The 13026-nt window shown below is 56.1% G+C and carries 11 protein-coding genes; 7 read left to right on the top strand and 4 right to left on the bottom strand.

The annotated features are described in order from the left end of the window. Positions 1-95: 95 nt before the first annotated feature. A complete protein-coding gene (gene gcvT / locus KR51_RS04860) occupies positions 96-1217 on the bottom strand; it encodes a glycine cleavage system aminomethyltransferase GcvT (protein ID WP_022605449.1) in 1122 nt (373 codons plus the stop codon). A gap of 343 nt (positions 1218-1560) precedes the next feature. On the opposite strand from gcvT, the gene KR51_RS04865 reads away from it, so the two are divergent. After that, positions 1561-2025 (top strand): glutathione peroxidase, encoded by a 465-nt coding sequence (locus KR51_RS04865; RefSeq protein ID WP_040655208.1) that lies wholly within the window; start codon positions 1561-1563, stop codon positions 2023-2025. A 120-nt stretch (positions 2026-2145) separates the two neighbouring features. On the opposite strand, the gene KR51_RS04870 is transcribed toward KR51_RS04865, so the two are convergent. From KR51_RS04870 to KR51_RS04880, 3 genes are all read right to left on the bottom strand, one after another. After that, the gene (locus KR51_RS04870; protein ID WP_332254501.1) at positions 2146-2934 is read right to left on the bottom strand and encodes a glutathione binding-like protein; all 789 of its coding nucleotides are present in this window, start codon (positions 2932-2934) and stop codon (positions 2146-2148) included. A 138-nt stretch (positions 2935-3072) separates the two neighbouring features. Next, complete coding sequence (locus KR51_RS04875) at positions 3073-3612, bottom strand: tetratricopeptide repeat protein (RefSeq protein WP_022605455.1); 540 nt, start codon at positions 3610-3612, stop codon at positions 3073-3075. Between the two features lie 102 nt (positions 3613-3714). After that, positions 3715-4185 (bottom strand): SRPBCC family protein, encoded by a 471-nt coding sequence (locus tag KR51_RS04880; protein WP_022605457.1) that lies wholly within the window; start codon positions 4183-4185, stop codon positions 3715-3717. 413 nt (positions 4186-4598) lie between these two features. On the opposite strand from KR51_RS04880, the gene KR51_RS04885 reads away from it, so the two are divergent. From KR51_RS04885 to KR51_RS04920, 6 genes are all read left to right on the top strand, one after another. Then, positions 4599-6248, top strand: coding sequence for a mechanosensitive ion channel (locus KR51_RS04885; protein WP_022605459.1), 1650 nt, complete (start codon positions 4599-4601; stop codon positions 6246-6248). A 347-nt stretch (positions 6249-6595) separates the two neighbouring features. Continuing rightward, the gene (locus KR51_RS04895) at positions 6596-6910 is read left to right on the top strand and encodes a hypothetical protein (protein ID WP_022605463.1); all 315 of its coding nucleotides are present in this window, start codon (positions 6596-6598) and stop codon (positions 6908-6910) included. Positions 6911-7230: 320 nt separating this feature from the next. Continuing rightward, positions 7231-7662 carry a bacteriohemerythrin gene (locus tag KR51_RS04900; RefSeq protein WP_040655210.1) on the top strand — a complete coding sequence of 144 codons (432 nt, stop codon included), beginning with the start codon at positions 7231-7233 and terminating at the stop codon, positions 7660-7662. A 449-nt stretch (positions 7663-8111) separates the two neighbouring features. Further along, positions 8112-9674 (top strand): SulP family inorganic anion transporter, encoded by a 1563-nt coding sequence (locus tag KR51_RS04910; protein ID WP_084202400.1) that lies wholly within the window; start codon positions 8112-8114, stop codon positions 9672-9674. Positions 9675-10482: 808 nt separating this feature from the next. Next, positions 10483-11058, top strand: a complete 576-nt coding sequence (locus tag KR51_RS04915) for a chromophore lyase CpcT/CpeT (RefSeq protein ID WP_040655214.1) — start codon at positions 10483-10485, stop codon at positions 11056-11058. Between the two features lie 201 nt (positions 11059-11259). Further along, positions 11260-12942, top strand: a complete 1683-nt coding sequence (locus tag KR51_RS04920; RefSeq protein ID WP_022605471.1) for a CTP synthase — start codon at positions 11260-11262, stop codon at positions 12940-12942. Positions 12943-13026: the final 84 nt, after the last annotated feature.

Genomic DNA, 13026 nt, shown 5'->3' on the forward strand with positions numbered 1-13026 from the left:
ACAGATATTATTGTTTAACACCTTTTTTGGCTTCACGCCTGGTGCAGCACGATGCTCGATTCCATATTCGCAATCGATTAGCGACCGGTAAAGCGTCAGCGAGGAGCAGGTGCGGGCGAGCGATAAAACGGTTTCTTCACGATCTCTGCAGGATGTAGTTTGCCGCGAATCTCTACCTCGATTGCCTGCCCGGTTCGAGCGCGATCGCTCGGGACATAAGCGAGGGCAATTGCCTTACTGAGGGTGGGAGACAGGGTGCCGCTCGTAATCGTTCCGACGGACTGACCGTCGATATAAATGGCATAGCCGTGGCGCGCGATGTGGCGACCGTGCATTTGCAATCCAACCAGCCGCTGCGGGACGCCGTCGACCACCTGGCGCTCCAGTACCTCGCGCCCGATGAAATCTTGTTTGCGGTCGAAGTGGACGATCCAGCGCAGCCCAGCTTCCAGCGGTGTTCTAGTTTCGTCGATGTCCTGACCGTAGAGCGCCATAGCAGCTTCGAGGCGCAGAGTATCGCGCGCGCCTAAGCCGCAGGGCTCGACACTGACCGTCTGAAGGCGATGCCACAATTGCCGGCCGGCATCGGGCGGGAGCATTAGCTCGACCCCATCTTCTCCGGTGTATCCCGTGCGGGCAATAAAGGCTGGCTGACCGCAAACCTCCGTCTCTAAATGCTCGAAGGCGCGCAGCGGACTGAGGTCGGCGGCAACAGATGGCTGCAAGCGAGCGATCGCCTCGGGACCCTGGACGGCAAGCAGAACCCGACTGGCGGAGAGATCGCAGAGTTCGATGTCCGTATCGGCAAGGTGTTGGCCGATCCACATGCGGTCCTTGGCACAGGTTCCGGCATTCACGATCGCCACGGCCCGCTGTTCGCCGTTTGCAGCTTTGCCTTGGTAATAGAAAATGATGTCGTCGATGATGCCGCCGTTGGCATTGAGCAAAACGGTGTACTGAGCCTGACCCGGCTGGAGTCGCTCGAGGTCCGAGGGCACCAGAGTTTGGAAGCATTCCACGAGGCGATCGCCGCGCAAGGCAAATTTGCCCATGTGAGAGATGTCGAACATGCCGGCACGAGTGCGAACTGCTGCATGCTCTTGTTGAAGACCGGCAAATTGCACGGGCATATCCCACCCGGAGAAGGCGGTCATGCGCGCACCTTGAGCTTGGATGAGGTCGTGAAGCGGCGTGCGCTGGAGCCTTTCAGAGGTCACGGCAGGTCTCAGGTCAGTACGATCTGAACTTTATCCTACACGGCAGTTCGCCCGGCACCGAGAGCGTAATCGTCCGCCCGCACTGCGGGTTATTCCGAGGTGATTGGTTGGAGAGGAGACCGAGAAAGGGGAGTCAGTGAAAGGAGCTTCCGGATCGACCGGTATCGGGTGCATTGAATGCAGAGCAATTGACGCGGCTCGTTGTAGAATTCGAACGGCTGGCACGCGATAGTTGCATCACGAGCCGATATCTAACGCTGGCAAGGAGACAACCGCCTTTGTGCCGATTGTTGCAATGCCACAATCGCGGATAATGAGAGGCGTCGAGAGTAGCGTTAGGACTATGCCTTTACCCAAGAACCTCACCACTCTTCAGGGCGGGCCGCTTTCGCCCGACGTCATCGAGAATAAAGTCGTTTTGTTCGTCAACGTTGCCAGCCAGTGCGGATTGACGCCGCAGTACAATGGGCTCGTCAAGCTCGACAAGGAATTTGGCGATCGCGGATTCTCGATCGTGGGCGTACCCTGCAACCAGTTCGGCAAGCAAGAACCGGGGACTCCTGCCGAGATCGAGGAGTTTGCCAAGTCTAAGTACGACGTCAACTTTGCGTTACTCGAAAAGCAAAACGTTAACGGTCCGAGCCGCAGCCCGCTTTATCAATTCTTGGTCGGCGACGGTCCGGACATCGAGTGGAACTTCGGTAAGTTCTTGGTCGGGCGCGACGGTCAACTCATCGCTCGCTTCGATCCGAAAACGCCTCCAGACGATGCCGACTTGCGCGCGAAGATCGAACAAGCACTCGGTTAATATCGGGCTCGTCGAGTGAGAGTCCGGTTCCGGGAACGAATTGAGGCTGGCATATTGATGCCGGCCTCATTGCTTTAAGCGCGTGCAGAAGCATCAATCGCGGGAAGTAAGCAACAATTGCTAGCCTTGACGACCCATCGCCTGCACGGAATTAGCCGTTTGTCCGAAGAGGAACCTTCCGCTGTCTGCATTCACCGTTGCTGCTTGCGAGACTGCCTTGCCCTTAGCGTAAGCACGCTCGACTGCCGGGCGCGCCTGGATGCGCTCGAACCAATCTTTGAGGTGAGGGAAGTCATCGAGGTTTTGATGCTGTTTGGCGTGCGGCACGATCCATGGATAACAGGCTATATCGGCGATCGAATACGCGCCGGCGATGAAGTCGCGATCGCTCAGCTGTTTATTGAGGACGCCATACAAGCGGTTGGTTTCGCCCACATAGCGATCGATTGCGTAGGGCAATTTCTCTGGTGCGTACTGAGCGAAGTGGTGGTTTTGTCCCGCCATCGGTCCGAGTCCGCCCACTTGCCAAAACAACCAATTCAAGGCAACCTGGCGATCGCGACGGTCGCCAGGTAAAAACTGCCCGGTTTTCTCCCCGAGGTATAGCAAGATCGCGCCCGACTCGAAGATGGCAATGGGGTCGCCGCCATCGACGGGGGCGTTATCCACGATTGCAGGCATGCGATTGTTTGGCGACAGTTTCAAGAATTCCGGCTTGAATTGGTCGCCGGCACCGATATTGACCGGCACGATCTCGTAGTCGAGACCGGCTTCTTCGAGGAAGATCCCGATCTTATGGCCGTTCGGGGTCGGCCAGTAATGTAATTCGATTGAGGGCATGACAGTGCTTCGGTGAGGTGAATCGAACAACGCGATCCCGGCAACTGCTCCAGACGGCTGCGGGCGCATCGAGCTGTAGTTGCCCTCAGGCTATCAAACGCTATTCCCGCCGTTCGCGATCCGGACTTAGCGGTTTAGATCGATCGCCGCCAATAAGGCGCGCGGGCGCTTTCCTCCTACTCGATCCGCATGCCACAAACCTAAGTGCTATAAACCGGGCTGCTGCAATTCGACCGCAATAGCACGGGCTTGCGCAGCCGTATTGGGATCTCCTTGTTGTTCGGCCAGCGCCGCACCGTGCTCGAAATCGGCGATCGCCCCGGGAACATCACCGCTGTCGCGCCGCACGTATCCGCGATTGAAATAAACGACTGCGAAGTCGGGGTCGAGGGCGATCGCACGATTGAAATCAGCAAGTGCTGCCATCAGGTTGCCCAACCTATAGTGCATCGCACCCCTATAGTTGTAAGCGTCAACGTGATTGGGTTCTATGCGAATGACTTTGTTGAAGTCAGCGAGAGCGTGCTCGTACTGTTCTAGGTGGTTAAAAGCTAAGCCGCGTTGCAAGTAAGCCGCCACGTCGCCTGGTCTCTCTTCAATCGCGCGATTGAGTTCTGCCATCAGTTCCGGATCGAAATGGGCCAACAAGACGCCCGGCGAGCGGTCGGCAGCACGTGCCGACACCCCCCACACTCCCGATGCGGCGATGGTACCGACGACTAATAAAAAAATGTACGATCCTCGCATCGCAAGTTACCCCGTTGCGCTTGTTCCCTCAGTCCTCCAGACGGCACCTACGTGTCAGTGTTTCGAGCGATCCCCGGCATTTGCTTCATACTGCGGTCTGGCCTACTTCTGTAATAAGTAAATCTCCTCGGCTACGCGCTTCAGCCGCCGCAACTGTGCTTCCATGTCCGCGCGCGTCCAGCTCGCAGCGAATGTTTTGAATCCCCAGCGCACGAGCGCATTCGGGATCTCGAACTCAAAACGATTGAGCAAGCGCGTACCGGCCGTATTGGGCTGGCACTCCCAGCGATCGCAACCGCGAAAGAATCCCTCGAACTCCCACACAATCGTACCCGGCGCGCGTTCGACCACAGTCGCGATCAAGCTCGGCTCCCACAGCGGCACTCGCAGCAAAAAACGACAGCGGCTGCCTAGGTCAGTACTCCACGCGCCGATCGGATCGCAGCGCAGCGCCGGATTGAGCCAGCGATGCATTAAGGCGCGATCGCTCAGACATTGCTCGACAGCCGTCGCGCTCGCGCGAATTTGAATCGATTGTTCGTAACGTTGACGAGGTGATGGAAGAACGATCATTTACGCTAAGAAGAAAATAGAATATTCGCGTGAAATCGAGCGAAATTAGGCAAAAAGTGGATGTAAAAGCTCCATAAGGCAACCTTAGTGTATGCCAAAGGCAGAATCAGAATCTCAACTAGCCTTTTGCAATAATCGAGGCGCGATCCGGACTTGTTGAGAGCGGAGAGCTAAGTTCAAGCACTCCAGATTGCTGAAAGACAATTCGGTCGTGGCACAGAACTCTGAATGCGTTTGCCCCAACTGTAGTGGCGAAACGTTACCGGAATCGGAGTTTCGTACTATGATGAACGCGATTTCCAACGAGCAGCTACCGTGAAAACCAACTTCGAGGTAGTAAAACCGCTATGTCCTGTCCGCCTCAGTGCGATCCGGCAAATGCAAACGCAACCCCAATTAGGTTCTGCTAGAAGATGGTACGCGCAACTCACATGATGCTATCCTTCTCGACGCCGCACTTGGCCCAGGGGGCACCGCAAGCCTTGAATTCGATCGCGGATACTTTCGCCGGATTCGTCGGCGACGCGATCGTCGCGGTTATTTACCTGCTAGCGGGCTTTGTCATAGCGTTTGTAGCTGCACGTCTAGTCCGGACTGCCTTGCACCAAACCGACCTCGACAACCGTTTGGCCTCCTGGTTGGCCGGGCGGGAAAGTGGCGAGACGGTCCCCATGGAGAAATGGGCAGGCGACATCGTTTTTTGGGTGATCGTACTTTTTGCACTGGTAGCCTCGCTACAAGCGCTGAAACTCGATGCCGTGACGGAGCCGCTGAATACTCTCCTCGATCGCATCACGAGCTTCGTACCGCAGGTAGGTGGAGCGCTGTTGCTGTTGGCACTGGCATGGTTGCTCGCGACGCTGGCGCGCTTGCTAACGACACGGATGCTGCGCGCGATGGAAATGGACCGTCGCTTTGGCCAGCAAATCGTCGGCCAGGACGAGAATGCAGAGCCGCTCTCGGCTAGCGAAACCATCGGGAATACGCTGTACTGGTTTGTTTTCCTACTGTTCTTGCCGTCAATCCTGAGCACGCTTCAGCTGGAAGGTACGCTGGTGCCGGTACAGGGCATGCTCGACAGCATCCTGGCGGTGCTGCCGAATATCTTTGGGGCCGTTCTGATCGGTTCGATCGGTTGGGCGGTCGCACAAGTGGTGCGGCGAGCCGTTACAAATTTGCTGCTCTCGTCGGGAGCAGAACGTTTGGGCGCGCGCCTGGGGATGAACGGTAGCGAGGAAGGTCAGTCGCTCTCAGGGATCGTCGGTACGCTGGTGTACGTGCTGGTGCTGATTCCAGTTGCGATCGCGGCCCTGCAGACATTGGAGATCGAGGCGATCTCCGAGCCGGCGATCGCGATGCTCGATCGGGTCTTGAGCGCGCTACCGAAGATCTTCACGGCGGGGTTGATTCTGTTCTTAGCGTTTTTGGGCGGACAGTTCGTCCGGGAACTCGTGGCAAGCGTGTTGAAGAGCGTCGGCTTCGACAACTTGTTCGAGTGGTTGGGTATCACGCTCAATGCGGACGATGTGGCGGGCGAACCGCCGACAGATGTTGTCGCACCGCAAGAAACGGCTGGAGAGACAACATCAGAACCGTCATCCCGTCTGCACGTCCAGACGCCCTCAGAATTCGCGGGCACGGTGACGCTCGTCGGTCTCTTACTGTTTGCCACGCTGGCAGCTGTCAACGTTCTGGAGATCGATGCGCTGACGATTTTGATCGCTGGCATCGTCGAGATATCAGGTCGGGTACTTTCGGGTATGGTGGTGCTGGCGATCGGTCTGTTCTTCGCCAATTTGTCGTTCAAGCTGGTGCAAAGCTCTGGCGTGCGGCAATCGCGATTTCTCGCCCAGTCCGCGCGGGTGGCAATTACCATCTTCTCGATCGCTTTATCTCTGGATCAAATCGGTATCGCTTCCGATATCGTCAACCTAGCGTTCGGTCTTCTCTTCGGAGCGATTGCGGTAGCGATCGCACTTGCATTCGGGTTGGGCGGGCGCGACATCGCCGCCGAGCAAGCTCGCGAGTGGCTAGAGTCGTTTAAGTCTGACGACAACGAGTAGCGAACGCGTCCCGATTGCGAGCGAGTTGGTCTGCTTGGTGAATGGCACTAACTAAAGCGCGCCTTTAAAAAATGGCGGGTTATGTCGGTTCGACGGCGGATATGCTCTTGCCGTTCTGCCGAACTTCGGTCTTGAGCGAATTAATCGAGGTGCACTATATCTATGATGAGGACACTCCCGGGGGGGGGCGAACGCCGATGCTTGTAACGATCGGCTGGGGACTACGCGTCGGTCGCGGTTCGCTCGAGCACGATGAAAGCACAAAAATGCAAGCACAATAGAAGTGTCCTCGAATCACATGCGTGCAAATGTTAGACGGGTGTGCTAGTGCTTACCGAGCAAGTCTTATGAACCTTCTTTGCTATTCGTCCGCTCTAACGATCGCTTTGGCAAGCAGCCTGCTTTGGGCTCCCCTTGCGCTCTCGCAATCCCAACCAGCTTCGGAGTTGAGCGCCCCGGGAGACTCGTCGGACTTAAACGATATTGAGGCTGGCTCTAGTGGCGGCGAAAGGGACTTGCTGCGAATGCCGCCAGCGCTCGATCTCGACGAAGAGGATGCTATCGATCCGGCTAATAACGGAGTCGATCCGCAGGCTGATGATGATTTAGTTGGCGATGATGACAGCGCGGCCGGGGGTACGGTGCCGGTGTTGAGTTTCTAGGAATGCGGTGTTGTCGGGCAGCGGCAGCCGATCGTTCGGAGTCAGCGAGTGCGCTTCTCCTAAAGACGATCGCGAAACTGCCCATAGGCGGTGTGACGCGCGCCCGAGTCTCAACTAAAGGGAACCTTTTGCCAGCTTGGCTTGGGGTTGCTCCCAATCCCAAAAGCCCATTTGTCCATCCGACCGCCCACTCTCTGCGCTCCTTCCTCGAAGACGCTCCCTATTTACGAAGTGCCCTACACATTGTGTAGATAAATAGGTTAGCGGTTTGAATCATGTTAGACTCCTATCTCCTTACAAATACAAGAGAACCGAACGGGATGTCTATCGCGCCTTGGAGTGATGAATACTGCACCGATCATCACGTCATTGATACTCAACACCAAACCCTCTTCGAACTCGTCAACCGCATTCATGATGCCATCATTGCGGGCGAGAGCCACTGTTCGGCCGTGCGGGCAATGCTCGCCGATTTTGAGGTTCTAGCCCAAGAACACTTCGAGCTTGAAGAAGAGTTGATGCGCACCTACCAGTACCCGAATTATGAGGTCCACTTCGGCATGCATCGCAGGCTGTGCCGAAAAGTCCGCAGCGCTCTTGAGAAGTACGATCGAGATACCGATGCTTTCTCGCACGATGTGCCTCAAGTTCTTGCAGATTGGATGATTCACCATATCCGCGGTGAAGATCGACAGACGATCGCGTTCCTCCAATCCCGGATTAAGGCTCCAGCCACAACCCTCAAAGCCTGACATCTGGCTGTAACTTTTGTGCCGATCGGTCCCAAACTCCACCCTCAGTAAAGTCAACGCTTTAGCACAACTTAGCGGCTAAGCAGCAGGCGATTTGACGGCAGCAGCAACTGCAGAGGAACCAATCGTTCGGGACGATGCGGCACTGTGCCGAACGATTGGCAATGCCGAGAACCGGTTGCCCACTTGCGGCGATCGCGTCACCTACACTTGCTTAACTTTATCTGCTTTAGAATTGCGATCGATCTCAAACGTCCTAATCGAATTTAATCCAAAATAAGTTTCTAAAATAAGTTTCTGTGGTAGCAATCAATAAATCTCTTCAATAAAGCGTTCCTGAATAGGTGCAGTTGCTACATGATATCTTAAGATTTGCTAACAGGCTTTGACATCAATTTCCGAGTCAGGTCGAGTTGCAAGCTCTCGATTTGGCACATCCGACGAACGCGATGGGTGCTTACAAACCGCGCAGTTTGCCTGAAGCTCGAGTCGGAACTGGGTTGGACGAAGTGCTATTCGGAGACAGCAACTTGACTATTCAGCAACTCAAACAAGAGTGGTTTTCCAACGTACGGGCCGATTTGCTGGCCGGAATGGTGGTCGCATTGGCCTTAATTCCGGAAGCGATCGCTTTTTCCATTGTTGCTGGAGTCGATCCTAAAGTCGGGTTGTATGCCTCCTTCATCATTGCCGTCACGACAGCGATTTTTGGCGGACGTCCTGGTTTGATATCTGCTGCCACGGGCGCGATGGCGCTGTTGATGGTGGATTTAGTGAAAGAGCACGGGTTGCCGTATCTCTTTGCTGCCGGCATTTTGACTGGGATTATCCAGATTTGCTTCGGCTGGCTCAAGTTGGGACGCAAACTCAAGTACGTTCCGCGCGCGGTGATGGTAGGGTTCGTCAACGCCCTGGCGATTTTGATTTTTCAATCGCAGCTGCCCCAACTGACCGATGTATCGATATCGGTTTACGTCATGGTTGCTGCATCTTTAGGAATCATCTATGTCTTGCCGCGTTTCACTAAGGCAGTTCCTTCGCCGCTGGTAGCGATCGTTGTGATGACGGCGATCGCTCTGGGTTTAGGACTAGACGTACCGACCGTTGGCGACATGGGCGAACTCCCCTCAAGCTTGCCGCCGTTTGCAATTCCCCAGGTTCCGCTCAGCCTAGAAACGCTAGAAATTATCTTTCCCTACGCGGCCGCTCTGGCGACCGTTGGGTTGTTGGAATCCCTATTAACAGCATCTTTGATAGATGAGGTGACCGATACCCCAAGCGACAAAAACCAAGAAGCGACTGGTCAGGGAATTGCCAATATCATCGCGAGCTTTTTCGGCGGCATGGCAGGATGCGCGATGATCGGGCAGTCGGTCATCAACATTCGGTCTGGCGGACGGGGGCGACTTTCGACGTTCGGGGCCGGCATTTTGCTGCTGTTCTTTATCTTGGTCCTATCAGATTGGGTGCAGCAGATTCCCATGGCAGCTCTGGTTGCAGTGATGATCGTGGTGTCCGTCGGGACATTTAACTGGTTGTCCATCACTCAGGCACGCCTCATCCCCCGCAGCGAAACAGCGGCGATGCTCACAACGGTGCTGATCACACTCCTAACCCACAACTTGGCAATCGGGGTGGCGGTCGGAATTGCCTTGAGCACGGTTTTCTTCTCCCGCAAGATCGCCAAACTCGTGTTTGTGGATTCGGTCCTCAGTGCGGATGGTAAGGAGCGAACTTACAACATCGGGGGACAGATTTTCTTTATCGCGATCGACGATCTCCTTGAGAAATTCAACTTCCGCGAGGGACTCGAACGAGTAACCCTCAACTTCAGCCACGCTCACATCTGGGACCAAGCTGCTGTCGCTGCACTCGACCACATCGCGATCAAGTTCCGCCGCTACGGAACAGAGGTAAAAACAATCGGCTTAAACGAAGCTAGTGCCGAGTTGGTCGAGAAGTTGGGCATCCACCACAACCCCGATGCCGAACAAGATCTTGCCGTTCACTGAACCTCTTCCAAAATAGTGAAGCGACCCGCCAAGGAGTCTCAATAACTCCAAGGGGCCTGTGCATAAGCTTTATCGACGAGAACGATGGAGGCACCATCTCAAAAGCGGCTCAGCCCAAGACACTGCCACCCAGTCGAAAGGTCAAGATATTGGCATAGTCGAGATATTGGCTTAGCAGATGACAAGAAAAAATCCACGTCAATGCCACTAGGACTCTGCCGACCCGAAATCTTCTACAAAGCAGTCTGAGTGTTCGTCTTGTATGTGCCTCGAATATCGCGTAGGACCCTACTGATGTGGTGGTTTTGAATAAGTCGAAGGTCCTCATACCGAAGCCAGCAACTGAGCCAAGCTAAACTCAACTCTCCACTCCTTCATCATAGTATTGGTATGAAGGTGGTTAGTAGCCACTCTGAATGCAAATCCAACGAGGGATCTTGACATAGTGGATAGGTGTTAAGAGTCCCAAACAAGATCGGCTTAAACTGCTCTCAAACTACTGTAAAGCTTCCCCCTCACGATTTGAACAAACCGCTACTGAGAAAGAGAGAACCAAGCAAAGCAAGATTTTATCAATTTCTATCTGTGAAGCGATCGCTGAAGTGAAACATCCTGCAACTGCCTTGCAGCCGATCGCGAGTGTGTCTGCCTTCGGACAGCCGTGTTTGCAAATCCACCAAAATAGTCGATGCGGGAGGCGAGTGCAACGCGATCGCTATCGGGTAACTGCGATAATGCCTAAGCTGTTTGGCAGGCCGACCGTAATCCATGACCGAAATTGCAAGAAGCTTCGACAACGAACCTGGCAATGCTCGCGAGCTGGTTGGCAGGTGAGTTCGAAAACCAGGTACAGGCGCGAGAGCAACCGGCGTGGTTCGTGCATTTGCGGTGGTGGAATCGACCGCTGCCGATCGCGATCGACGGCTACGTGGCCCTGTTTGCCGAACAGTCACCGGTCGCGAACCCCGAGCGCGTGTATCGACAGCGCGTGCTAGTACTCCAGCCCGGAGCATCGAAGCGGGAAGACTGCGCGGTGCAATACTATGCCTGCAAGCAACCCGATCGCTGGCGCGGCGGCGGACGCGAGCGGGCTCTCCTCGCCGCCCTCAGTCCGGACGATTTGGAGTTTCTGCCCGGCTGTCGGCTCGCCGTGACCTACAGCGCAGGCACCTTTCAAGCGCGACTGCCCGAGGGAACGCGCTGCCAGTTCTATGTCGGTGGGACGTTGTGTGAGATCGCGCTGGGCTTCGACGTAACGGCAAGCGAATACCGCAGCCGCGACAAGGGAATCGACCCCGAAACGGGCAAGACGATTTGGGGCGGGCTCATGGGTCCTTACTTGTTAATAAGGCAACAGAGCTTTGCTAACGAGTTGTTGCTATGACGCTCTGGCAAAGGTTCCCGAGCAGGCGGCATGGCAAGCCGATGGTTGGCAAGCCACTGTGATGAATTGTGATGGCTGCAACCCTACCGTTGGGACGCGATCGCCACTCAAGCGATTCCCGCACCTTAACAGCTCGTAACCGCCGCCGGTCAGATGGCTGTGGCAAAATGATCGGCGTGCATTTGTGGGTGGCGGGCCGGCATGACCAAATTTGTCTTCGTTACGGGCGGCGTTGTATCGAGTATCGGGAAAGGCATCGTAGCGGCGAGCCTCGGCCGGTTGCTGAAGTCGCGCGACTATTCGGTGTCGATTCTCAAACTCGATCCCTACATCAACGTCGACCCCGGCACGATGAGCCCGTTCCAGCACGGCGAAGTCTTTGTCACCGACGACGGTGCGGAAACCGACCTCGACCTCGGACACTACGAACGCTTCACCGACACACCCATGTCGCGGCTCAACAGCGTCACCACCGGTTCGATCTACCAAGCCGTGATCAATAAGGAACGACGCGGCGACTACGAAGGCGGGACGGTGCAGGTGATCCCGCACATTACCAACGAGATCAAAGCGCGCATCTTGCGTGTTGCCCAAAACACCAACCCCGATGTCGTCCTCGTGGAAATCGGCGGTACCGTTGGCGATATCGAATCCCTACCGTTCCTGGAAGCCCTGCGGCAATTCCGCAAAGAAGTCGGGCGCGACAACGCGGTTTACATGCACGTCACCCTCGTGCCCTGGATTCCGGCCGCGGGGGAAATGAAAACCAAGCCCACCCAGCATTCTGTCAAGGAACTGCGCTCGATCGGCATCCAGCCCGACGTGTTGGTCTGCCGCTGCCACCGCCCCCTCGACCTCGGACTTAAGGAAAAAGTGTCCGAGTTCTGCGACGTTCCCATTGCCTCCGTCGTCGAAGCCCGCGACGCGGCTAGTATCTATGCCGTCCCGCTTGTCCTCGAGCGCGAAGGTCTCGCTCAACAAACCCTCGACCTGCTGAGGCTGGACGATCGCGTACCGGACCTGCAGCAATGGCAAAACCTTGTCGATCGCCTCGAACATCCGCAACAACAAGTGGAAGTCGGTATCGTTGGCAAGTACATTCAGCTCGGCGACGCCTACCTCTCTCTCATCGAAGCCCTGCGCCACGCCGCGATCGCCTTCGACTGTAAGGTGAAACTGCGTTGGGTCAGTGCCGAAGATTTAGAGACCAACGACCCCGAGCAATACTTGCAAAATGTCAGCGGCATCGTCGTGCCGGGCGGATTCGGCGTGCGCGGCGTCAACGGCAAAATTCGCGCCGTCCAGTATGCTCGCGAGCAGCGCGTGCCGTTTTTGGGGCTGTGTCTGGGCATGCAGTGCGCGACGATCGAGTGGGCGCGCAACATCGCTCACTTAGAAACCGCCAACAGCTCCGAGTTCGATCCCGAAACGCCTAACCCGGTGATCGCACTCTTGCCGGAGCAACACGACGTGGTCGATATCGGCGGGACGCTCCGGCTGGGGTTATATCCGTGCCGGCTGGAGCCGCATACGCGCGCGGCAGCACTCTACAACCGCGAAGTAGTGTACGAACGCCACCGCCACCGCTACGAATTCAATAACGCTTATCGCACGCTGTTTCTGGAGTCGGGCTACGCGATCGGCGGCACGTCACCGGACGGCCGTCTGGTCGAGGCAATCGAGCTGCCGGGCCACCCGTTCTTCATTGCCACGCAGTTCCACCCTGAGTTTCTCTCGCGCCCGAACCACCCGCATCCATTGTTCTCGGGCTTCATCGAGGCTTGTTTGCAGCAGCGTGCAGAAGCTCTGAGTGCCCCGGAGGTCGGCACCCTAGCCGAGAATGGCACCGGTTCCGAGCCGCTGTTAGCAACCGGTCAGTTGTAAACTCGGTCCGAGGAGTCCGGGTTGGGCACGAGTCGCCAAATACGCAGCACGGAAGCATTGTTTCTCGGCATCAAAAGCGAGGTT

The organism is Rubidibacter lacunae KORDI 51-2, assembly GCF_000473895.1.
GTDB classification, from domain to species: Bacteria; Cyanobacteriota; Cyanobacteriia; order Cyanobacteriales; family Rubidibacteraceae; genus Rubidibacter; species Rubidibacter lacunae.